Annotated in this window: 12 protein-coding genes; 9 read left to right on the top strand and 3 right to left on the bottom strand. The window is 58.7% G+C overall.

From position 1 onward, the window contains the following. Positions 1 to 19: 19 nt before the first annotated feature. On the top strand, positions 20 to 832 hold the full coding sequence (locus tag CWS35_RS29000; RefSeq protein WP_100955031.1) for an enoyl-CoA hydratase/isomerase family protein: 813 nt from the start codon (positions 20 to 22) through the stop codon (positions 830 to 832). A gap of 7 nt (positions 833 to 839) precedes the next feature. On the opposite strand, the gene CWS35_RS28995 is transcribed toward CWS35_RS29000, so the two are convergent. Both CWS35_RS28995 and CWS35_RS28990 read right to left on the bottom strand, forming a co-directional pair. Next, positions 840 to 1,433, bottom strand: a complete 594-nt coding sequence (locus tag CWS35_RS28995; protein ID WP_157817262.1) for a TetR/AcrR family transcriptional regulator — start codon at positions 1,431 to 1,433, stop codon at positions 840 to 842. Positions 1,434 to 1,679: 246 nt separating this feature from the next. Beyond that, complete coding sequence (locus tag CWS35_RS28990) at positions 1,680 to 3,452, bottom strand: recombinase family protein (RefSeq protein ID WP_371682880.1); 1,773 nt, start codon at positions 3,450 to 3,452, stop codon at positions 1,680 to 1,682. A 1,457-nt stretch (positions 3,453 to 4,909) separates the two neighbouring features. Here CWS35_RS28990 and CWS35_RS40445 point away from each other — a divergent pair. Continuing rightward, positions 4,910 to 5,038: a hypothetical protein gene (locus CWS35_RS40445; RefSeq protein ID WP_256387927.1), complete on the top strand. Its 129-nt coding sequence runs from the start codon at positions 4,910 to 4,912 to the stop codon at positions 5,036 to 5,038. Between the two features lie 1,030 nt (positions 5,039 to 6,068). Beyond that, positions 6,069 to 6,284, top strand: coding sequence for a hypothetical protein (locus CWS35_RS39170; RefSeq protein WP_157817261.1), 216 nt, complete (start codon positions 6,069 to 6,071; stop codon positions 6,282 to 6,284). 53 nt (positions 6,285 to 6,337) lie between these two features. Here the strand turns inward: CWS35_RS39170 and CWS35_RS28970 are convergent, their stop codons facing one another. Next, positions 6,338 to 7,231 (bottom strand): 3'-5' exonuclease, encoded by an 894-nt coding sequence (locus CWS35_RS28970; protein ID WP_100955027.1) that lies wholly within the window; start codon positions 7,229 to 7,231, stop codon positions 6,338 to 6,340. Positions 7,232 to 8,186: 955 nt separating this feature from the next. Here CWS35_RS28970 and CWS35_RS28960 point away from each other — a divergent pair. The 6 genes from CWS35_RS28960 (at position 8,187) to CWS35_RS28935 (ending at position 23,757) form a co-directional block, all read left to right on the top strand. Next, complete coding sequence (locus CWS35_RS28960) at positions 8,187 to 10,313, top strand: type I secretion system permease/ATPase (protein WP_100955025.1); 2,127 nt, start codon at positions 8,187 to 8,189, stop codon at positions 10,311 to 10,313. Continuing rightward, the gene (locus tag CWS35_RS28955; RefSeq protein ID WP_100955024.1) at positions 10,300 to 11,754 is read left to right on the top strand and encodes an HlyD family type I secretion periplasmic adaptor subunit; all 1,455 of its coding nucleotides are present in this window, start codon (positions 10,300 to 10,302) and stop codon (positions 11,752 to 11,754) included. The genes CWS35_RS28960 and CWS35_RS28955 overlap by 14 nt, the downstream gene beginning before the upstream one ends. Before the next feature lie 140 nt (positions 11,755 to 11,894). Further along, complete coding sequence (locus tag CWS35_RS28950; protein ID WP_100955023.1) at positions 11,895 to 12,686, top strand: hypothetical protein; 792 nt, start codon at positions 11,895 to 11,897, stop codon at positions 12,684 to 12,686. Positions 12,687 to 12,867: 181 nt separating this feature from the next. After that, positions 12,868 to 13,449 (top strand): hypothetical protein, encoded by a 582-nt coding sequence (locus tag CWS35_RS28945; protein WP_157817260.1) that lies wholly within the window; start codon positions 12,868 to 12,870, stop codon positions 13,447 to 13,449. Next, on the top strand, positions 13,433 to 19,984 hold the full coding sequence (locus CWS35_RS28940; protein ID WP_100955021.1) for a calcium-binding protein: 6,552 nt from the start codon (positions 13,433 to 13,435) through the stop codon (positions 19,982 to 19,984). The genes CWS35_RS28945 and CWS35_RS28940 overlap by 17 nt, the downstream gene beginning before the upstream one ends. Then, a complete protein-coding gene (locus tag CWS35_RS28935; protein ID WP_100955020.1) occupies positions 19,909 to 23,757 on the top strand; it encodes a calcium-binding protein in 3,849 nt (1,282 codons plus the stop codon). Before CWS35_RS28940 ends, CWS35_RS28935 begins: the two co-directional genes overlap by 76 nt. The last annotated feature ends 96 nt before the right edge of the window (positions 23,758 to 23,853 follow it).

Below are 23,853 nucleotides of genomic sequence, written 5' to 3'. Positions count from 1 at the left end.
CGGCGATGTATTCTAACAAATGTTAGAATTCAAGGAAGAAGATATCGTGACCGGAAAACCTCAGGTTCGCTATTCGGTCGAGGACGGGATCGCGACCGTGATTATCGACCGTCCCGAACGGAAGAACGCACTCTCGGTCGAGGCGATGAACGGCCTGACCGACGCATGGAGCACGGCCGAAGCCGATCCTTCCGTCCGGGTGATCATCCTGACTTCGGCGGACTGTGGAGTATTCTGCGCCGGGCTGGATCTGAAGCAGGCCGCGGAGATCCGGGCGAGGGACGGTGTGGATATCCTCACACGAATGCGCGATCCCATGCAGCACACGATGCGGAAGGTTTCGAAGCCGATCATTGCCGCAATGACCGGGTCCTTGATGGCCGGCGGGATGATGCTTGCGCTGAAGTGTGACATACGGGTCGGATTGCGCGGTACACGTGCCGGGATCACCGAGGTGAAGATGGGGCGCGGATCACCATGGGCGGTCCCGATGCTGTGGATGGTGCCGCAGCCGCTGCTGATGGAGATGGTGCTCACCGGCGAGACCGTGCCGATCGAGCGGCTTGCGGAGCACGGTTTCACGAACTCGCTTGAGGACACGCCGAACGCTGTGCGTGAACGTGCGCTTGAATTGGCGCGAAAGATCGTCGAAGGCGCGCCGTTGTCGGTCAAGGCGGCCAAGGCAAGTGTGCTTGCCGCAATGGACCTGGGACTCACACAGGGCGTGATTGAAGCAGAGCGGCTGCACGAGGAGGTCTACGCCAGCCTCGATGCGATAGAAGGACCGAAGGCGTTCGCAGAGAAGCGAAAGCCGATCTGGCAGGGCCGATAGAGCGGGATCAGGGCTTGTTGACGCCTTCGAAGATCAGCGTCTCCGTGCGGCGGGCCAGTTCGAGCACGGCATCCCGGTTTTCCAGCCTGAACCATTCAATGGTCCAATTGAGGGCACCGATCACGAACATCCGGAGCGGCACCACCTCCATGTCGGCGCGGATTTCGCCAGCGCGCCTGGCATCGATGAAGAGCTGATCCCAATACTCGGCGTAGGCGCGGCGCAACGGTCGGTGCGGCTTCTTCAGGTGCTCCGGCAATTGCCCATAGATGCGGATGTTGGCCGAGGTGAAGTCGCTGGTCTCAAGCAGCGCGACGAGGTGGGCCTCGATGGCGAGGCCGATCCTGCGCCGGTGGGATACTTTTCCGGCACTTTCGACCGAATTCTTCACCGTCTCGAACACGTGGCGGAGGCCGCGATCCAGCACCTCGTCGAGAATCTCCTCCTTGGAGTCGAAGTGGTAATAGATGCTGCCGGCCTTGATCTTCGCCCTCGCTGCGATCTGACGCAGCGTCGTGGCCGAAAATCCCTGCCGGTGAAACAGCTGCGCCGCGGAATGCAGGATGAGGTCTCGCGACCGCTCGGACTTGGGCGTTGACACAGCTGAGCCCTTGTCGGAATCGTCCTTGCGCCCTCGGCTTGCGGCTGGGGCTTTCGGCCGGCGTGACGCCGACCTTGGACCGGACCGGTCACCGGAACGCAGGGATGACCGCACCGTTCTCATGCTTGTCGCAAGCTCCATTTCGAAATATTGGCTCGCCGACCGTGCAACCAATGATCACTGTCGAAGCAGATTCCGCAGTTTATGGCAATATCCGGCAGGGGACATCTCGATTGTGCCTAGGTGTCAACGTGGAGCTGAAGGTGGAGACATCGTGGGTCTCGATCCCAAATTGACCATGTCGCCGCGATAAGTCGAATTTGCGCATGAAGCTAGGAAAATTCTGCCAAGGTCAGTCCTGGGGCCCCCCCCCTTGCGCTCGATCAGTGGCGTGCGCCACCCGACTTTCTTGCGGAGCGATATGTTCTTTGTGCCAGTATCTGGCTGAGTTCGGAAGGTCGCGCTTCCAGTTTGAATCGGCAGGGGAAGAGCGTTTATCCTGCTGTCGTCTTCTCGCGATGCACGCAGCCTACCATAGAGAGCTGCCATAACGGCCTCAAGGCTGTCGAGCCGCATTCGACTGAAGAGACGATCTGACACGCGTAGCTTCTTTCTGTCCTTTGTCAGCGGAAGTGCAGCGGTCGGGAGAAGGAAATAGTCGCGAATGCGGTTGTTGCCGCTGTCCATCCGAACCAAGAGCGTAAGTTCGGCCTTTTGGTACTTGAGCTTTCGTACCTCCCATCGGCGAGACTTGGCGTCCCCGTCCGAGACGGCGCGCGCCACCGCTACCGATACGGTCAATCCTCCGGAAATTGTAACAAGGTACAGTTCGTGCAAGAACGAGGCGTTCACGCCGCGCCCCCGAAGATTGATGATAATGTCATCAACCACCGAGCAGATCGTGCGATCAATTTCGACGGCGATCTCTAAAAAGCGGTACCGATTGCTGGGCCTGTAGCCGACAAGCTCATAGGCTCTCATGAGCGAGCCAAATCGCTTTGTGTATACGGCAGGGTGACGCACGCCCTTTGCGGCCTGGATGATGTGCACTGACAACCGGCCCCTTCGTCGCAGGAGAGCCGCTAAACTATCAAGCAACTGCTGATCGGTTTCCTTCTTGTTATTTGCGACTTCAGCGAGCCGCTTTCGTGTCCGAGCAAAAAGACGCGGATCGACGATACCTTCGAAAGCGTTGTCGTGGCGTATCCACATTTCAGGTGGGTTATCGACACGTCGCCCGGCGAGCTTCATCGAGCTGCGATTGAAGACGATATGACCCAAATAAATCTCATTCGCGAGGAGATTGCTGACAGTGAGCGCGGTCCATCGTTTCCCGCCGGGACTCAATATGCCTTTAGCGTTCAGCTCTTCCGCGATTTGCGTTCTATTTTTCTTGTGTACCACGAACGACGAGAAGATGTGGCGGACGATCTTGACTTCCGAGCTGGGCCCCCGGACGAGAACGACCCGTTCAGATTTCAAGTTCTTCTGTTGACCTCGCTCGAGCACCGCCTTACGCCTGCCGCTTGCGTCAACGAGCATCCGACGCAACCCGTAGGGTGCCGCTCCGCCTCGCCAGTATCCCCGGTCGACGATATTCGACTGACCCATGAACACATTTCGCGAGAGGTCCCGGCTGAAGCCAGCAGCTCCAGCGCGCTTCAAGTTCTTGAGGATCACCGACGACAGGCTGCCATCGTTCTCAAATTCTTCAGAGCAATAGTGAACCGATATTCCCGCCCGTCTGCAGATGAACTCGTAGCAGGCGCTTTCGTCGGTGTCCTGAAAACGTCCCCAACGGCTAATGTCGAAGACAAGCACACAATTGAAGTCCGACCGCCCACTGTCGACGTCATCAATAAGTTGCTGTAAACCTTTGCGGCGGGCAATCGTTAGACCGCTGCGCCCTGGATCAGCATAGGTGCGGACGATTTCCATGCCGTGGCGTGCTGCATAGACAGCGATGGCAGCGATTTGTATTTCGATCGAGTATTTCTGAGGATCGGACGACATCCGCACATATTGTGCCGCACGAAGGGTAGGACCCGATTGCTGATGCTCTCGCGCGGCGATGGTACCTACAGGCCTTTGCCCGCGCGGCATCCTTGCACGTTCTTCGACTTTGGGAGAAATTGATCGTGGCTTACGCACCATCGTAGACCTACGATATCAGTGCAATCGTGCAGCCGCCGCAGGTAGGTAATGTCGAGTATACCCAAATGGTTCCTTTGAGAGCCGGGACGAGCAGGGCTTATCCCTGCGACCTCATCCCGAGCCGCTGGCCACAGATGCTGCCATGCATGTCCACTACTCCGCCGAGGCCATATCAGACGTTTGGTCTCGCCGCTTACTCATTAACCGTGACGCCCAACGAATTAGCAGGTCGTCTGCACCATTCCGCCGACGCGCCTTGATTGGCACGTGATCTGTGGCGAAAGACCGGGAGAGGGATTAGGTGCCGTGTTGACGACTACCGAAGGTGTATCGACGAATTGCTGCCCTCGAAAAGCAAACGTCGGCATTTTCCCATCGGACGGGCCGCATTGATAAGTGAGCGTGTACCAAGTAACCGGTCCAGGCATGAGGTCCGCGACAAGACCACCGGAATGGCTTTCGCTATCGAGAACCTGATAGGGACCGGCACACGCTTGTGAAGCTTGCTGTAAGCAGCCAGCAGACGAAGCGTAACATTTCGCTGTGCTCACCGGCTTGCCCGACGGTCCGTTAAAAGAAGGGCCAGCAGTCTCCATACATCCCGACAGGCCCGCGGTCGTTGCAAGCAGCAAACACGCGGCAGCGATATTCCATAGTCGCATTTCCAAGTACTCCCCCAGCCGGTCCGATAATAGCTGCACTGAGGTTGTTGGATCAATCGAGCTAAGACTAAAGTTGTGCCCGCAGAGATTATGGTTCTCCAGGGCACCAAGTCGACGGAGATTCGTGGCTGAGATCTTGTTCGTTCACAAATCCACCAGGTGGCTGTGCTTGAAAGAGTGATCAGTTCGGCGCAAGCGATGCCTTGCATCGCATGTCGCGCTCGAACTCGTGGATTGGCCCCCACTTCGGACGCCTTACGATATCTAATGCCAGCGTCTGATCATCTTGCAGCCGAAGCACTTCCTCGAGGTAACGGTAGACGGCGTGCAGAGCATCGCCGAGGGCTGAGGACGGTTGGCCGTGCCTTGAAAGGCGAGCGTGCGCGCGTTCCAGGCCTGATAAGCAGGCGCCGGCTTCGGGCCGGGCTTGTGTTGCCGGTTCGGATAGATGCCCGACGGTGGTGCCGACATGCACTCCCGAGATTTCGAGCCCATACCGATCCAGCAAGCGGGAATCGGAAAGCGCGGAAGATTGTCAAGCTGTTGCGGCGCGGAATACGACTAGGCCACTGCGGTCCGTGGCACATGCCTCTGATGTCAACGAACCGGCCTGCCGGGAACGACCACCAGCGGCGGCCGTTGATCACATGGAGGATGACCATGCAGGACAATTCTGAAATGTTCCCCAACGCCGAGCTTTGGTTGGCAGCTGTGGTGAGCTGCACGCCCGCACTTCTGATTGCCGTCTTGATGATCGTATCGCTGATCCAACCGCAGTTTCCCGGCTGACGCTACCCGCACCTGAAGGCTAGATCGATATCGTGCCAGCGAAAGGTAGATAGGCCATCAGCACTCGCGCCAGGAGAACGTCAAACAACAAGCGGCTGGTCAAGGATGCAACTCAGCGCCGGGCCTCTTGCTCCGACTTCACCGAGTTGCAGCCATAGCAACGAAACACATTGACCGCTTCGTACTTGCCAACGGAGGAGAGCTCGGCCAACAGCGCCATATGACGACCGCAAGCGTCGCATTTGCATGAGAGCGCTTCTGTCTCTTGCCTGGACGTCGTTAGCATAGCGAACATCCCTGCGCTATTCCGAGGGGACGATCATGGGCCTTAAATCACGTGCGTTGTATCCGCGCGAATGGGGGCTCCTCGTTTTTTAGCAATACGCTTGGCGATCTTGATAGGCCAGATGGGTCATTCACATGCTCCGTATGGGCTAAGCGTCTGGCGTGGTCGCAGCATGGTAGAATGTTTCACTTCAGAATCTTATAGCGAGCGGTATGCCGATCAAGACGCCTCATTTCCAGCCCGAGAAGACAAAGGACGGTCGCTGGTTTGTAGCGGTCAAGACCGGCAATGGGCCGGATTCTCACATCGGAGATTTCGAAACGGAAGCCGACGCCGAGCACTGGATCGGAACCAAAGCGAAGTATTGGCCCGGTAGGGAGAGTTGAAGTGCCGGCTGGCAGGGGCTGTCCGCGGTTCCAAGTCGCGGGCGGCCCCAACTTCGGCGTTGAGCCGGTTGCAGCGGCATCCTCCAGATCCGAATACGTGGTCAGGAGGCTCGCGTCTTCGTCGACGCGCGGTGTGGGGCAAAGGTGGTACCGCGCTGCGGCACAAGCGGCTCCTGGCTCCTGGTGGATGGAGTCTGGGGCGGAGCCGAAACGAGGAGAATGAAGGTTGGCCGCTGGCTATTGCAACCCCAGGGCGCTTAGGAACAGCCAGCGTTCGGTGGACGTTGATGCTCAGGCAATAAGTCTGTTGGTGCGTCGATAACGTACGAGCGTCACGCGCAGGCGCGAGGAAGATCACATGGTTGACGAATTTTCCATGGCGCCGACCGCTACGCCAGAACAGCGAATAGATCAGGCATCCGAAGCGATCCGTCGTATGGCTGAAGACACCATGTTCGAACCCCGGCCGCAGCAGGATCGGTGGCTGCATCATTTGAGCGTAGCGACGAGGGCGGCTCCGCTTCAATCCATTGCAGTCGCATTTCTGTTAGGAGTTTTCCTGGCTCGTCGCTAGTCGCAACGTTGGTTGAACGCAAGCATCGCGCCGCGCCGGCATTCACTCGCAAGTTAGCCTCTTACTGAAAAGCGGTCGAACGCAGTCAGTGTCTGGATCTGGATATCAATGCCCGCCTGATAGATCGTGTCCTGCAGGTATTCGATTTCGATATTCTGATTGCTCTCGTCGACGTCGACGTACCAGGATCGCGGCCGGCCGTCGGCGCCGTCGCTCCAGCGATAGCCGCGGCGCTTGAGAGCGTCCTTCAGCTCGAAGGGCGACTGCTCGGCCCAGATCCGAATTGTCTTGCGGCGGGCCCGCTCGAGCAGCACGGAGAGCACGGTGCGATCGAACCCTGCCAGGGTGATCGCGAGAATCTCGAGCAGCGCAAGGCAATCGTCGACCGCCCGGTGCGCCTCATGAAACAGCCCGGCTTTCATCAAGAGGTAGGACAGGCGCGAACCCTCGAAGCCGAGGCTACGCCATTCGACCTCGCTGACCGAACAGGCCCAGGCCTTGTGGATGAAGAGGGCGGCGTAGCGCTCCATGAATTTGCGGTCGAAGCCCGCATTGTGGGCAATGATCACGACCGCGTCCGAGACGAACTCGCTGATGCGTTCGGTATCCAGGCTGTGGCCTTCGACCATCTCGTCGGTAATGCCCGTCAGCGCCGTGATCTCGGTGGGAATCGGGATTGATGGCTGGTTGAAGCAGCTGAAGGTGTCGATGACCCGGCCGATCCTTCCATCTGGAAGATAGGTGAACTTGACCATCCCGAGCTCAATGATCTCGTCGCGGGCAGTATCGAGGCCGGTGGTCTCGACATCGAGCAGGATTGCGGTCTTGGTCGATTGCCCGTCGCTGGGCGTAAAGTCGGAGCGGGGAACCAGCCGGCGCAGCACCCGGTAGTCGGGTGACTGCTCCAGCATGCCGGCGATCTCGGCAAGGGGCGGTTGAACGGTCATATCGAGCGACGGACGATTATTTGGTTGAGCGTCCGGCAGTCTAGCCGATCGGACCGGCGACGGTGCAGCAATGCTTGTGGATAGATCCTTGGCGCAAGGATGGCTCCCGAAGGACAGCTCCCGGCGGTACCGACCACCTTCTCCCGCGGAACGAACTCGGCATCCAGAGGAGGCGGCTTGTGCGCCGCAGGATGCGGACGGGCTCTCGTGGGCCGTGCCGCGTCGCGGCCTTGCGGCATCGATCCTCGCGTCAGAGCACGGAATGCCTCGATCACATTATTCGGAAAATACGAAATATGGCTGGACGAAATACCCAACTCACCCGTATCATTGTGGCTCGATCCCAGGTGAGGTCATCGTGATGTCGGATCAGCAGGCGAGGTCTTCGGACCTCGTTGAGATCGCCCGCAGAAGCGGGGAGTTTCGCAAGCACTATGGTGTAATGCTTGGCGCATTCCTTTACCTCAGTTCGATCAGCGCCGCGCGCCCGAGGTCAATCTGGTGGAGCGGAGTGCTGACGGCTGCGATCGGTGCGGCCGTCGTCTGGCTCAAGAACCGTGGCAGTGGCGGTTAGCAAGCGACACTCTTCGATGCGTTCTTCAGCGAGCGCGCCCGGTTACTATTGTGATGCGACCATACGCCGCATCGTCCCCTTGTCATTGTTGGAAAAGGGCTGTCGCCCGAAGAGGCGATGATGGCCGTTGGGTTTCAAAAGATCATCAGGCAGAAGATCTTCCACGCAACAAGTCGCATGTGGCTCCGGCGCGAGAGCCGCGATGACGGTCTGTGTGTTGGCAATGGATAGATGCAGAAAAAGTTCTTCTTGTTTGATTTCTCTGCGTTCTCCGCGCCGCGAGTTCCTCGCTCGACGGAAAGTATCTAACTGTTTCCATTTTACTGATGAGAAATGAAAGTGTAGGACTCCAAGCGCACGACTTTGGGTGGCATGGGGACCATGGAAGCGTTAAGTCCGGATTCGGGTCTGCAGTGTCTCGCGCTTCTTCTCCGGTTCCATCAGGTCTCGGTTGACCCCGCACAGATTGCGCATCAGTTCGCTGGTCGCGCGATCGGCGTTGCCGAGATGTTGCGTTGTGCGAAGGAGTTGAAGCTCAAGGCTCGTGCCGTCAAGGAAACCTGGACAGGCCTGGCACGCTTGCCGCTGCCCGCCATCGTTCAGCGGCGAGACGAGAGCTTCGTCATCATCGGCAAGGTGACCGAGAACGATATTCTCATCCAGGATCCGCTGGAGCAGCGGCCGCAGGCCATCAAGCGCGCTGACTTCGAGGCAAATTGGAACGGGGCCGTCGTTCTGATGACCCGGCGCGCTTCGCTGGCTGATCTGGTGCGCCGTTTTGATATCACCTGGTTCCTGCAGGCGATGCACAAGTACCGGCGGCTATTGGCTGAGGTGCTTGTCGCGTCATTCTTTCTGCAGCTGTTCGCGCTGGTCACGCCGCTGTTCTTCCAGGTCGTCACCGACAAGGTGCTGACCCATCGAGGATTCACTACGCTTGACGTCCTGGTCATTGGCCTCATTACCGTTTCGATCTTCGAGACGGTTCTCGGTGCGCTTCGCACCTACGTGTTCTCCCACACCACCAACCGGATCGATGTCGAGCTTGGTGCGCGCCTGTTTCGCCATCTGATCGCATTGCCGATCGGATATTTTGAAGCCCGCAGGGCGGGCGACTCGGTGGCGAGGGTGCGGGAGCTCGAAAACATCCGGAACTTCCTCACCAGTTCGGCGCTCACCTTGGTGATCGATCTTGCCTTCACCTTCGTGTTCCTCGCGGTGATGTTCTACTATTCGCCGCTGTTGGCCTGGATCGTGGTCGGCTCGTTTCCGTTCTACATCGCGCTGTCGGCCGGCGTTACCCCGATATTCCGGCAACGGCTGGAGCGGAAATTCGACCGCGGCGCCGAAAACCAGGCGTTCCTGGTCGAGAGCGTGAGCGGTATCCAGACCCTGAAGGCGATGGCGATCGAGCCGCAGATGCAGCGGCGTTGGGAAGAGCAGCTTGCCGGCTATGTCGGTTCGAGCTTCGACGTCCTGTCACTTGGCAACTGGACCAGCCAAGCCGTCCAGTTCATCAGCAAGATCGTCACGGCATTGACGCTCTATTTCGGGGCCCATCTGGTCATCGAAGGTCAACTGACGGTCGGCGAATTGATTGCCTTCAACATGCTTGCCGGGCGGGTCGCCCAACCGGTGCTGCGGTTGGCACAACTGTGGCAGGACTTCCATCAAGCGCGAGTCTCGATCGCGCGACTCGGTGACATCCTCAATACGACGCCGGAGCCGACCTTCGATGCGTCCCGCGCCGCACTTCCGCCGATCCAGGGCAATGTCACGTTCGAACACATCGACTTCCGCTATCGTCTTGACGCACCTCTTGCCCTGCACGACGTCTCGCTCAAGGTCGCGGCCGGCCAGGTGATTGGTATCGTAGGGCCCTCCGGTTCGGGCAAGTCGACCCTCACGAAGCTGTTGCAGCGGCTTTATGTGCCGGAAGCCGGCCGTGTCTTGATCGACGGCATCGACCTGACGGTCGCCGACGTCGCCTGGCTGCGCCGACAAGTCGGTTCCGTCTTGCAGGAGAACGTGCTGTTCAACCGCTCGATCCGCGACAACATCGCACTGGCCGATCCCGGCATGCCGATGGAGCGGATCATCGCCGCGGCCGAGCTGGCAGGCGCCCACGAGTTCATTCTCGGGCTGCCCGATGGATACAACACGGTGGTCGGCGAGCGCGGTGCGAGCCTGTCCGGCGGTCAGCGCCAGCGGATCGCGATTGCACGGGCGCTTGTGACCAATCCAAGAATCCTGATTTTCGACGAAGCGACCAGCGCGCTCGACTATGAGAGTGAAAGCATCATCCAGCGCAACATGCGGCGGATTTCCGCGGGACGCACTGTCTTCATCATCGCGCATCGGCTATCGGCGGTGCGGCACGCCGACCGGATCATCACCATCGAAGGTGGGCGGCTGGTGGAGGATGGCACCCACGATGAGTTGATCAAGCAGGCCGGCCGCTACGCAACACTTCACCAGATCCAGGCTGGGCTTCATGTCGTCGCCTGATCCATCACCCAAGGGCGCGGCGACCGCGGACGTCATTACATTTCGGAAGTCGCGAGCCGACACGGCACGTCAGTTCCTACCGGCGGCGCTCGAGATCATTGAGACGCCGGCCTCACCGGTAGGGCGGGCGATCGGTGGCACGATCATCCTGTTCTTCGCCATCGCCGTCGCCTGGGCGACCTTCGGGCATGTCGACATCATTGCCACGGCTCAAGGCAAGATCGTGCCGACGGGGCGGTCAAAGACGATCCAGCCGCTCGAGACGGGGACCGTGTCAGCCATTCATGTCCGAGATGGCGATCAGGTTGCGGCCGGGCAAGTCCTGATCGAGCTCGATCGTACCGTGACGCAGGCCGAGCAGCGGCGGGTAACGCAGGACCTGATCCTGGCGCAACTTGACGTCGCCCGTCTCGGTGCGCTCCGGGACAATTTCGATCGATTGGACGGCGCGCGAGACATTGCTGCACCAGCCGGGGTCTCGGAGCGCGACTTGGCGCGGACCCGCGCGGCGATGCAAGCGCAGGCGGCCGAACAGCTCGCCAAGATGGCGTCGATCGTGCGGCAGGTGGAGCAGAAGCGCGCCGAGGCAGAGTCCATTGCCGCGACCGTTGCCAAGATCGATGCCTCGCTGCCGCTGGTCGAGCAGACTGCAAAGATCCGTCGAGACGCGATGCAAATCCAGTACGGCAACCAGATCGCCTACCTCGATGCACAAGCCCGGATGCTTGACCAGCAGAACGAGCGGGTCGTTCAGAGCCGCAAGCTGGTGGAAATCGAAGCCGCCCGACAGGCTCTGGAGCAGCAACTCGGACAGACCAAATCCGGGTTCGAGCGGCAGGTGCTAAGTGATCTCTCCGACGCCCAGAAGAAGGTCGAAGAGTTGAGTCAGGATCTGGTCAAGGCCGAGCGCAAGATGAATGAGCAGGTTCTGCGCTCGCCGATCGATGGCACGGTCCAGCAGCTCGCGCTGCACACGATTGGCGGTGTGGTGACGGCCGCGCAGCAGCTGATGATCGTCGTGCCCGCCAACAGCCGGATTGAGGCCGAGGCGATGATCCCGAACCGGGATATCGGGTTTGTCAGCGCGGGTCAGAGCGCGGAAGTCAAAATCGATACGTTCAATTTCACCCGGTACGGCCTGCTGCAGGGCAAGGTTGTAAGTGTATCTCAGGACGCCATCGTGATGGAGAAGCCGAAAGATGGCGCCGTGGCAAAGAAGGGCGGAGCGCTGTCGGAGTCGAGCGAGCCAGAGGGACAGCAGCTGGTTTATTCGGCGCGAATTGCGCTCGACGGGACTAGGATGCAGATCGATGATCGGCTCGTCAGCCTAGCACCGGGCATGGCGGTCACTGTTGAGGTCAAAACCGGCACGCGACGGATTATCGAATATCTGATGTCACCGGTGATGCGCTACAGGCAGGAAAGCCTAAGAGAGAGGTGATGGCTCTTGCTCCACTCAATACGCGTGAGTACGCGACAGGCCGCTTCGGCTTGAAGCGAACGTCTGTACTCACATCATCACGGTTCACCAGCCGGCTATGCCACCGGCGTGCCGGCCGACGACAAGAGCGGAGCGGGGAAATGTCTGAGTTTGGGCGAAGGCAATACGATCCAACGAGCATTCGCACCCGCAGCGATACGTCCAATGTGATGAAGTGGCTTGTCGGTGGCGCCGTTGCGGTTGCGCCGATCGCAGGCTCCTTCCTGAGCTACAACATGTTTTGTCAACCTGCCGACCTGCTGCTCGAGCACAAGTCCTTAGCGGACAGGTTGCAAAGGCATGCCTCTGTTGAGGAGCTGTGGCAAAATCATCCGTCGCTCGAGACGAGGACGATCCCGATCGCTTTCGGCGACAAAATCTACAAGATTCCACGTAGCTATTTGGTGGATCTGAACGGATCAAGCGCTGATCCCAGAGAGACTATGTTCGAGATCTACGTTCTGCTTCCCAATCTGGAGCCCAGGACGGCAAATAATGCTGACAGGTTCGTAAAGGGCCCGATTTACGAGGGATACGGAGATCAGGTTAATGCGAGAATCCGCGGTGGGCAGAAGGAGTTGGATTGGTCCGAACGGAGGCTTCTATGGAAGCTTCGATGTGAGGAGAAAGGCTCGGGCGCTTTTCGCTCGGTCGAATTCGGGTACCAATTATGTGAGGCTGACTCCGATCTGTTTTTAAAGGATACGCCTGAAGGCCCTTTGATTTTCGCGTGCAACAAGGTTGCGGACAAGCGACCTGATTGCATAATTGTGGATCCAACCGGAGCCGGGTGGGGCGTTCTTACATTAGATTTCAGCCGCAAATACGTCTACCAGGCCGACGAGATAAGGAAGCGGCTTCGTTCGCTCCTCGATTCGTTCGCCGAAAAATAGGTCGAGTCTGCGCAAACTGCATCTGATGCCGGGAATAGTCGTGACTTTTGCCTCAGCGCGGCGGCGCGGAGAGTTCGAGAGTCGATATGGGGAATAGCGATGGGTACGTTCCATGGCGACGAGCAGGTCAAAGGGGCACCTAGTGCCTGAGACGTCTCGCCCAGCTGGGTTCTGGTTGGCAATGTACTACGTCTACTTTCACAGACGCGGTTTGCCGTTGTTTCAGCGAGTAGCGAGCCTCATGTTCCTGCTTCAATGCGCAGTGAGCTTGATCGCCATTGTTGTGTTCTGCATTGCTCAGTCCGCCGGTGGCGACGTTCGTCTCTTTCAACTGTCTTCGATCGCGCAAGCCTTTGCGGATGTCTATCCGATTGATCCCAATGACGCTTTTGCGAAGACGAGGTTTGACAATCTGTTTCTGCCGCTCGTGTTGATTTATGCGGCTTCCTTGCCGTGCCTCGGGGTATCGATCCTACGCAATCTGCCGTCTATCCTTGGCGATTTGCGTCGCAACTGGCAGGTTCTAGCGCCCCTGGCATTCTTCCTGTTCGGCCTTTGGCTCGAGCTCTTTGTTCCCGGCCATACGGTGCACAAGGATCTGCAACAAACGATTCTCGATGGAAGGGTGGTCGGATACGTCGTTCTGTTCGTGATCCTTCCTCTGGCCTTCGCAATTTGTGCCGCCGCGCTGCCTCTACCGAGGCGTCCAGTCGCGCCAAGTGTTGTACGTAAAATGGAGAATAGCGATGCCGACCACAGCTAGCGATGTCAAAGATCTCGCCGACGTCATCTCGGCCATCGGAGCGACGCTCAATTCGGCGTCGACTAGCCCACAGGCGAAAGCTGTTGGAAACTTACTTGGATTGTTTGCCAATTATCTAGGCTCGGTGGAGAGCGCCTATATCGAAGGGCACAATCTGGAAAAGTCAGCACCTGAGGTCGTTGGTCAGATATTCGCGGAATGGCTAGGCGCAAATGTTGGAGCCGATCTTGGCCTCTTACTCGCGGCAGCGCTTCCGACAATCTTGGAAGCAGTTCTCGGCGCGGCTTTGGTTGCCGAGGCCCCCTTACTCATCCCCCCTCTTGCGCTCGGGTTGATCGCGGTCGGTTTGGCGTGGGGTGGGGCTTGGCTGGGCACGAAAGCCGCCGATTTTCTCTGGGACAAACTGACTCCATTCCTGCGACATGAAAATCACGACCCGCTTGTGTTGGATCTCAACAACAACGGCATTGAGCTCTCATCATTGGACGAATCTGGCACACATTTCGACTTCGCGGGCGACGGTTCTTCGGAGCGTACCGCGTGGATCAACCCGAATGACGGAATCCTCGCGATAGATAGCAATGGGAACGGGACTATTGACAACGGATTGGAGCTATTCGGATCTGATACTGAGGACGGCTTTGCGGTTCTGGAGATCCTCGATTCTAATCAGGATGGAGTAATAGATTCGAAGGATGCGGATTTCAGCAAGCTGCGAGTTTGGAGAGATCTCAATCAGAACGGCGTCTCGGACCAGGGGGAGCTTGAGACGCTCGCAGAAGCGGGTGTTACTTCGATATCCCTAATGCGCATTGCCGTTGGAGGAACCAACGCCGGCAACCTAGTTGCATATCAAGGCGCATTTACGAACAGCAATGGTACGGACGGAATTATACAGTCGATCGGTCTGCAAGTCGATAAGCGGCATGCTGCACCGGACGAGGGTGATTTCATCCCCGTCGAAGGTGTTAGCTTGCTACCGCAGTTTACTGGGTCGGGTCTCCTTCACAGCGTGGCCTACAAGGCAAGTACTGATGGCTCATTCCGCGCAGATTGGACGGCGCTTGCGGATACCGCTCTGAAGCTCCCGCCTGCCGAACTGCGCGTTCGGCTCGAAGCGCTACTATTGCGCTGGGCGGGCGTGCAAGATGTTGGCCCTGCTGGTCGTGGGCCATACGTTGACGGGCGTCATTTGGCCTTCGAGGAAGCGTTCTTCGGCCAGACTTACGTGGAGAGTCGGCGCGGCGATGGGCTTCGTACCTTTCCGAGCACAGCTGGCTTCGGTTCGCAAATTGAAGCCACATTTCAGCAAATATTGAGTATCTTCGAAGTTGCGTTTTTGGCGCAGGTAATTCCAAGTGGACTAGCTCGTGGGACGATTAGTATTGCTGACGCGTTTGCGAGTCCTTATCTATTTTTTGGGGCATTGGCGTTAGACGTTCGCGGTTCTGATAGTCCGTCTCTCGGTTCGCCCGGAAACATAGTGTCAGTGCTCGATGCAATTATTGCGAACGCTCCAATCGGGGCCGGCGATCAGGCGACCTATCTCATTAGGGCCCTCTGTGGCCTAGACGGCATTGTCAGCGCTGCTTTTGATGGGGATCGCGCGGCATACGCCCGAGCTGTGGTCCCGCGTCTAGTGAACATCGCCAGCGAGACTCTGCGAGTAGTTGCAATTCACATCGCTGATGGAACGGCCTTTCTCGGAACCACAGCGGCCGAAGGTATCAACGGCACCTCTGGTCAAGACGTCTTCATCGGCGGCGGTGGTGGTGACGCGCTCAGTGGCGGGGCCGGCAGCGACATCTACGTCTATGCCAAGCAGGATGGCGACCTGTGGATCCGGGACAGCGGACCAACGACGGATACTGACAGACTTGTACTCACCGACTTGAATTCAGCGGACCTCACGTTCGACCGGATCGGCGATGATCTGTTGATCCACGTCACGGGGACACAGAGAACGGTGGCGGTCGAGGGCTTCTTCGCCGGACAGGGCATCGATATTCTGCGCTTTGCCGATGGGACGGAATGGGATCGGACGCAGATCAAGAATGCGAGCTGGTATCGCGGCGATGGATACGGCAACGTGATCAACGGCTCCGCAGGTAATGATATCATCCATGGCGGCAAGGGAGACGATCTGATCCGGCCGGGCGATGGCAATGACACCATTTTCTACGGTCGAGGCGATGGATACGACACCATCGATGATTGGACTGAATCGACCGCCGACCGTCTCATTCTGACGGACATCAATCGCGCTGACGTCGAATTGTCGCGCTCCGGAAATCAGCTCCTTATCAAGATCCTCTCGACCGGAGAGGTCATCAACGACATCAACTTCTTCAATCATTCGTATTCCGCTGAGGATTGGCATGGTCATGCGCAGGGGATCGACAGCATCATTTTTGCCGACGGTGTGACGCTCAACCGGGATCAAATACAGCAGCAAGCCTGGATCCGTGGAGATGACACGGCTAACTCGCTCGTGGGCTCACGATTGGACGATGTCTTTATCGGCAAGAAGGGCGACGATGTCCTTGATGGCAGCGAGGGAGCCGACCTTTACTTATGGAAGAAGGGCGACGGCAACGATCGTATCGCTGAGAGTTTGCCGTCTGTTGGAGACGTACTGCGGCTGAGCGACGTGTCGGCGGATGACGTTCGTCTGTCCAATCAGGGAGACACCCTGCTCATCACCATCCTGTCGACGGGTGAGACGATCCAGGTCGACAACATGCTCAACAGCGTCGGCAACCTGCACAATGATTGGAACAAGACATCGTGGGGGATCGAGTCGATCGAATTTGCAGGCGGCGTCACCTGGGATCGGCAAGCGATCTTCGAGCGTCTGGGCAGGGATTATCTCGGGCGGGATATCAAGACGTATTCGTTCTACCGGGACGTCGATGGATCGCAGACCCTGATCTATAGCTATTTCTACGATGAGTTCGGACACTATGGAGACACCTACGGACAATATCATTTTGGATCGAACGACTCCTACCGCGGGTTCGTCGATCGCGATGGTCACGACTACTACAATGATATTCTCAATGGTGACTTCGACATCGGAGGTGACGGGACCCTGAATGGGATTGGTCACAACACGCTGTTCGGACTTGGGGGCAATGACCTCCTGATCGGCGGCCTCGGGGATGACATCTTGGATGGAGGCGATGGAGACGATATTCTCTGGGGCGATCGCAGTCTTCTCAGTGGAGCTGACGGCAACGACGTTCTATTTGGCCGCGACGGCAATGACGAGTTGCATGGCGGCGGCGGTCTCGATCAGCTCATGGGCGGAGATGGCAACGACTATCTGTATGGCGACGCAGGAGACGACTATCTCGACGGCGGAGCCGGAGACGATACGTTCGAGGGCGGCAAAGGCGACGATATCCTTACCAACTCAAACCACGGTTTCGAGAACGGTGCCGACACTTACATCTACAGCAAGGGCGACGGCAACGACACGATCGATGACGGGGCGTGGGCGTCAGGCGGAACGACGCTTTCGGATACCCTCGTTCTCAAGGACATCAATCCGGCCGATGCCGTGCTGAGCCGCGTGGGCAATGATCTCCTGGTCCTGATCAAGGAGACGGGAGAAACGATCCGGATCGCCGGCCAATTCAGTGACGACTTTCATGCCGCGGGACAGGGACTGGAGTTCATCCGTTTCGCTGACGGCACCAAGTTTGATCGGATACGTATCCAGCAGGAGGCCTGGTACCGCGGCACGGACGGACGGGACGTGCTGAGTGGCGGGGGATGGAGCGAGGGCTGGAATGATACATTCGAGGGCGGCAAGGGCGACGACCTCATCGTCAATTCCAACTACAGCTTTGAGAACGGCGCCGATACCTACATCTATAACAAGGGCGATGGCAACGATACGATCGATGAAGGAGCCTCCGCAGCAGGCGGGACCAAGCTCACCGATACGCTCGTCCTGACGGACATCGACCCTGCCGGAATAGAACTGAGCCGGGTGGGCCTCGACCTTCTGGTCAAGATCAAGGAGACCGGGGAGACGATCCGGATCATCCGTCAATTCGATGACGATTTCCGGGCTCCGGGGCAAGGAATGGAGATCATTCGCTTTGCCGACGGTACCCAATGGGATCGTGTGCGGATCCAGCAAGAGGCCTGGTTCCGCGGCACCGACGGGCGGGACGTGCTCAGTGGCAGTACCTGGAACGACACGTTCGAGGGCGGCAAGGGTGACGATCTGATCGTCACCTCAAATCATAGTCTGGAGGACGGTAGCGACACCTACATCTACAGCAAGGGCGATGGTAACGACACGATCGATGATCAGGCCGCGGGTGGAAACACCCTTCCCGATTCGCTTGTCCTCAAGGATATCAATCCTGCCGGCGTCGAGCTCAGCCGTGCGGGCAATGATCTCCTGATCACGATCAAGGACACAGGGGAGGCGATTCGGATCGTCGGCCAGTTCACCGACGACTTCCGTGCTCCGGGGCATGGAATCGAGATCATTCGCTTCGCCGACGGCACTGAATGGGACCGGGCAACGATCGCTGGTACGACGGCAGCCCCGTTCTTCGCCGGAACGCCCGGGGACGATGTGATCATTGGCTCGGCCATCTCCGAGAATCTCTATGGCGAGGCCGGCAATGACATCATCGACGGCAAGGCGGGAAGCGACCTCCAGTATGGCGGATTGGGCAATGATGTGCTGGTCGTCAGCGTAAGCGAAGCTGGCGACAAGGACGACCTGAATGGCGGCGAGGGAGTAGACACCGCGGATTTCAGCGGCTTTGGCGCCGCAGTCTTGGTCGATCTCGTGAACTTCCAGAAGGAAGCGCAGACGACCGATGCAATGTCAGTGACCACCGGCACCCTGCGTACGATTGCCCAGATCGAGAGCGTGGAGAATGTGATCGGCACTGCCTTCGACGACCAGATATTCGGCGATGCCGGAGCCAATCTGCTGATCGGAGGCTCCGGGTCCGACATTCTGGACGGACGTTCCGGTGATGACGTCATCGAAGGTGGTGACGGTGCGGACACGCTGTTTGGCGGAATGGGCGATGACCATCTGCTCGGTGGAGCAGGCGACGATATCCTGAACGGCAACCTTGGCCGGGATATCCTGGATGGAGGAACGGGCGACGACGTGTTGTCCGGCGGTGGCGACGCCGATACGTTCCTCTTCGGTCAGAATTTCGGTAACGACCGGATTACAGATTTCGTGGCCGGAGCCGGGGCAATAATCGAATTTGACCGTCAGGTCTTTGCCAATTTCGACGCGGTGGTGGCAGCCGCGAGCCAGGTAGGCTCCGATGTTGTGATCGCGGCTGGAGCGAACGGCACGTTGACCTTGACCGGTGTCAGCCTTGCGGCGCTGTCGGCGAGCGATTTCAGTTTCCGTTCGTTCGACAATCTTGCGCCAACCAGCATTGCTGTAGCGGGTGGCCAGGTCCAGGAAAATGCTCCCGCCGGCACCGTGGTGGGCACGCTGTCGACCAGCGACCCGAACGTGGGTGACACCCATACCTACGCAATTGTGGGCGGTGCGGCTGATCTCTTCGAGATCGTCGGCAATGAGATTCGCGTCAAGTCCGGAGCTGTGATCGACTTCGAGGCAACCCCGCAATTGGCCTTGACCATTCGGTCAACCGATGCGGATGGTCTATCGGTCACATCGACCGTTACTATCGGGGTCACGGATGGACCCGATATCTTCGTCGGAACCGCCGCGGACGATATTCTGACCGGCGGCGTCGGAGCCGATGTCTTGCAGGGGCTCGGCGGGAACGATCGCCTGGTTGGCAAGTCGGGCAGCGATCAGTACCTCTATGCGGCCGGCGACGGCGACGATCGCATTGTCGAGACCGAAGCGGCAAATGACGTCGACCGCCTTGTTCTTGCCGCTGGAATTGCTCCGGCGGACGTGCGCGTTGGTCGCAGTTCTCTCAGCACGAAAGATCTGGTGCTCCGCATCGGGCTGTCGGGCACGATCACATTGGAGGGTCAACTCGCTGAAGCACCGGGGTCGGGGATCGAGCGCGTCGAATTCGCTGACGGAACAGTTTGGGATCGAAGTGCAATAGTTGCCCATCTCGAAGGGGGACTTATCCTCGGTACATCGGCGGCCGAGCACCTGACTGGATCGAGCGCGTCGGAAACCTTCGAGAGTGGCGGCGGCGACGACACCATGGAGGGCTATGCCGGAAGCGACGTCTATCGCTTTGGCGTCGGTTCTGGAAACGACGTTGTTATCGAAGACAATGTCGACGGCATCGACCGTGTCGAGCTCGTTGGGTTGAATTCTGACGCCATCGAGACCTTAAGGACCGGCAAGGACCTCGTCATTCGCATCGTTGCCACCGGCGAGACACTCACGCTGCGGAATCAGTTCGCCTGGACTCAATCCGGTGTCGAGCAGTTCGTGTTTTCCGATGGAACTGTCTGGGGAAGGCGGATGTGGCTGCGCGGGCCGAGCAACGCGGCACGGACGGAAATGATCAAATTGACGGTACGAACGGAGACGACTTGCTGAATGGTGGTCGCGGTCAGGATGTGATCCGCGGATTCTCAGGTAGTGACACCTATTTGTACCGTGCTGGTGACGGAAACGACACAATAGATGATGGAGTGGACCAGGCTGCCGAAGTCGATACACTTCGCCTGCTGGACGTCGCGCCCGGTGGCGTGGCCTTGACCCGATCCGGCGAAAACCTGCTTGTTCAGATCTTGGCGACGGGTGAGATTGTCACCGTTGCCGGGCAGTTTAGATCAGGTTCATCCTATGTAGGAATCGAGCAAATTACCTTTGCCGACGGCACGGTATGGGATCGTGCGACCATCGCGGTCCACGCCTGGGTGCGCGGAACCAGCGGCAATGATTCAATTTCGCTGCCTGCCGATGGTGTCACGGTCGATGCTGGCCGGGGAGATGACACGATCAGCGTCTCTGGAGCCGGAAGCGACACGATCAAATTCGCTAAGGGCGATGGTCACGATACGCTTGATAATCCGGGATCAGGCTATCAAAGGGGCGACACGCTCGAGCTGACCGACATTCTCTCCTCCGAAGTCCAACTCAGCCGTTCCGGCGATCAAATGGTCGTCACCGTGACGTCGACGGGCGACAGCCTCACTGTCAAGTATCAGTTCTCGGGTGATGGCAATTCCAAGGGAGTCAGTCATCTCAAGTTTGCTGATGGAACGGTCTGGGATCGCGCAACGATTGCGGCGAATGCGGCGGTCCGCGGAACGAGCGGCAACGACACCATCAGTCCGCCTGGTGACGGGACTATCGTCATTCCGGGCCTGGGCGATGACAGGGTCGTGCTGACAGGGACAGGCGCGGATCGCATCTTGTTTGCGAAAGGCGATGGTCACGACACTCTCGACAACAGCGGTAGCGGCTACCAGCGCAACGATACGCTGGAATTGAACGATATCCTGCCATCGGAAGTTCAGTTGAGCCGATCCGGCGATCAGTTGATCGTCAAGGTGCCGGCGACAGGCGACAGCGTCACGGTTCTCTACCAGTTCTACAACGGTGGCAGCTCGGTCTACGGCATCAACTATATCAAGTTTTCCGACGGGACGATCTGGGATCGCGCGACGATTGCGGTCAATTCGCCGGTCCGCGGAACGAGCGGTAACGACACCATCAATCCGCCTGGCGACGGGACTATCGTCATTCCGGGCTTGGGCGATGACAGGGTCGTGCTGACAGGGACAGGGGCAGATCGCATCTTGTTTGCGAAAGGCGATGGGCACGATACCTTGGACAACAGCGGTAGCGGCTATCAGCGCAACGATACGCTAGAATTGACTGATATCTTACCGTCGGAAGTCCAACTGAGCCGATCCGGCGACCAGATGATCGTCAAGGTGCCGGCGACTGGCGACAGCGTGACCGTACTCTATCAGTTCTACAACGGTGGCAGCTCGGTCTATGGCATCAACTATATCAAGTTTGCCGATGGGACGATCTGGAATCGTACGACAATCGACGCGACGGCTGTTGAGTCGACTCCCGGATATGAAATCGTGCTGGGGACCGGCAATCAGCTGGTCAACGGCGACGGCAAGCAGCATCGGTACGTCTATTCGACGATCGGTGGTGATGATGTCATCAATGATGCAAACAGCCAATCGACTCTGCTGATGCAGGACATCGCTTCGACTGGCGTGACGCTGTCACGTGATCGCGACAGTTGGGATCTGGTGCTGACGGTGACCTCGACCGGCAAGACCGTGACGATCAAGAGTGAGTTCTCGCCTTATATCGGCGGTCTCGGCGTCAATTTCTCCGACGGTGTGAGCTGGACCAGGGATCAGGTCGAGCAGAAGCTCTTGGATCAGGCGAGCGCCGCCAATGGCGGATCGATCTACGGCTTTGACGGCCGTAATGACACGCTGGTGGCTGGGCTTGGTGACAAGTACCTCAACGGCAAGGACGGTATTGACACTTACATCTACACCTCGGCAGGCGGCAATGATGTGATCGACGACATCAGCGGCACGCTGGTGATGCAGGACATCGCCTCAACCGGCGTGACGCTGTCACGTGATCACGATAGCTGGGACCTGGTGCTGACGGTGGCCTCAACCGGCAAAACCGTGACGATCAAGAGCGAGTTCTCGCCTTACAACAGCGGTCTCGGCATCAACTTCTCCGATGGCGTGAGCTGGAGCAGGGACCTGATCGAGCAGAAGCTGCTCGATCAGGCGAGCGCCGCCAATGGCGGATCGATCTACGGCTTTGACGGCCGCAACGATACGCTGGTGGCGGGGCTGGGCGACAAATATCTGAACGGCAAGGATGGAACTGACACCTACATCTACACCTCGGCCGGCGGCAATGATGTGGTTGACGACACCGGCGGCACGTTGGTGATGCAGGATATCGCCTCGACCGGCGTGACGCTGTCGCGCGATCGCGACGGTTGGGATCTGGTGCTGACGGTGACATCGACCGGCAAGACCGTGACGATCAAGAGCGAGTTCTCGCCTTACAACAGCGGTCTCGGCATCAACTTCTCTGACGGCGTGAGCTGGAGCAGGGACCAGATCGAGCAGAAGCTGCTCGATCAGGCGAGCGCTGCCAATGGCGGGGCGATCTATGGCTTTGACGGCCGCAACGACACGCTGGTGGCTGGGCTCGGTGACAAGTACCTCAACGGCAAGGATGGCACTGACACTTACATCTACGCCTCGGTCGGCGGCAATGATGTGATCGACGACACCGGCGGCACGTTGGTGCTGCAGGACATCGCCTCGACCGGCGTGACGATGTCGCGCGATCGCGACGGTTGGGACCTGGTGCTGACGGTGACCTCGACCGGCAAGACCGTGACGATCAAGAGCGAGTTCTCGCCTTACAACAGCGGCCTCGGCATCAATTTCTCCGACGGCGTGAGCTGGAGCAGGGATCAGGTCGAGCAGAATTTGCTGGATCAGGCAAGCGCGGCCAATGGCGGATCGATCTATGGCTTTGACGGCCGCAACGACACGCTGGTGGCTGGGCTCGGCGACAAGTACCTCAACGGCAAGGACGGTTTTGACACCTACATCTACACCTCGGCCGGCGGCAACGATATCGTCGACGACAATGGTGGCGCGCTGGTGCTGCAGGATATCGCCTCGACCGGCGTGACGCTGTCACGCAACGCCGGCAATGACGACGTCATGCTGGCGGTCACTTCGACCGGCAAGACCGTCACGCTGATGAACGAACTGTCGCCATACAACACTGGTCTTGGCGTCAGCTTCTCCGATGGCGTGAGCTGGAGCAGGGATCAGGTCAGGGATGCTGCGACCACTTATACCTGGGTTGGATCGACGTCCAATGCGTCGCTGAGCGGAAACGCTTATGGCACCAACGTCTTCCAGTTCGGCGGTGGCACAGAGGTCGCCAACGGCGGCGCAAGGAGCAATTTCTACCAGGTGTCCTCCGGAACCGGGCAGGCGACAATCAATCTGCCTACCGCCTCGGGCTCGAAGAACGAGCTCGATTTCGTCGGGATCAGCAATGATCAACTCTGGTTCGGACGATCCGGCGACAATTTGTTCGTCGATCTACTTGGCACAAACACCAGCGTCACCGTCAACGGCTGGTTCTCCGGTGCCGGTTCGCAGCTGCAGGAGATCACGGCCGGCGGCCTGAAGATCGACGGGCAGGTCTCGCAACTCGTGCAGGCCATGGCAACCTATTCCGCGAACAATCCCGGCTTCGACCCGACCAGCTCGAGCCTCCACACCGTGCCGAACGATACGAGCCTGCAAAGCACGATGTCTGCGGCGTGGCATGCCTAAGATGGTGGATTGCCCGGATGAGCGCGGTATCGCGCTCATCCGCCGGCTGCGTTTCGGAGCGGCGCGCTGACTGCCAGGCGTTGTATCGCGCAGAGC

The organism is Bradyrhizobium sp. SK17 (assembly GCF_002831585.1).
In the GTDB taxonomy this organism is placed as follows: Bacteria; Pseudomonadota; Alphaproteobacteria; order Rhizobiales; family Xanthobacteraceae; genus Bradyrhizobium.
Note: the sequence above shows the minus strand (reverse complement) of the source record. Positions and strands in the feature narration are given on the sequence as shown.

Excerpts from the sequence above, each read along its gene's own strand:
- CWS35_RS29000 (WP_100955031.1), top strand. The coding sequence starts at position 20 with ATGTTAGAATTCAAGGAAGAAGATATCGTGACCGGAAAACCTCAGGTT.
- CWS35_RS40445 (WP_256387927.1), top strand. The coding sequence starts at position 4,910 with ATGCAGGACAATTCTGAAATGTTCCCCAACGCCGAGCTTTGGTTGGCA.
- CWS35_RS39170 (WP_157817261.1), top strand. The coding sequence starts at position 6,069 with ATGGTTGACGAATTTTCCATGGCGCCGACCGCTACGCCAGAACAGCGA.
- CWS35_RS28970 (WP_100955027.1), bottom strand. The coding sequence starts at position 7,231 with ATGACCGTTCAACCGCCCCTTGCCGAGATCGCCGGCATGCTGGAGCAG.
- CWS35_RS28960 (WP_100955025.1), top strand. The coding sequence starts at position 8,187 with ATGGAAGCGTTAAGTCCGGATTCGGGTCTGCAGTGTCTCGCGCTTCTT.
- CWS35_RS28955 (WP_100955024.1), top strand. The coding sequence starts at position 10,300 with ATGTCGTCGCCTGATCCATCACCCAAGGGCGCGGCGACCGCGGACGTC.
- CWS35_RS28950 (WP_100955023.1), top strand. The coding sequence starts at position 11,895 with ATGTCTGAGTTTGGGCGAAGGCAATACGATCCAACGAGCATTCGCACC.
- CWS35_RS28945 (WP_157817260.1), top strand. The coding sequence starts at position 12,868 with ATGTACTACGTCTACTTTCACAGACGCGGTTTGCCGTTGTTTCAGCGA.
- CWS35_RS28940 (WP_100955021.1), top strand. The coding sequence starts at position 13,433 with ATGCCGACCACAGCTAGCGATGTCAAAGATCTCGCCGACGTCATCTCG.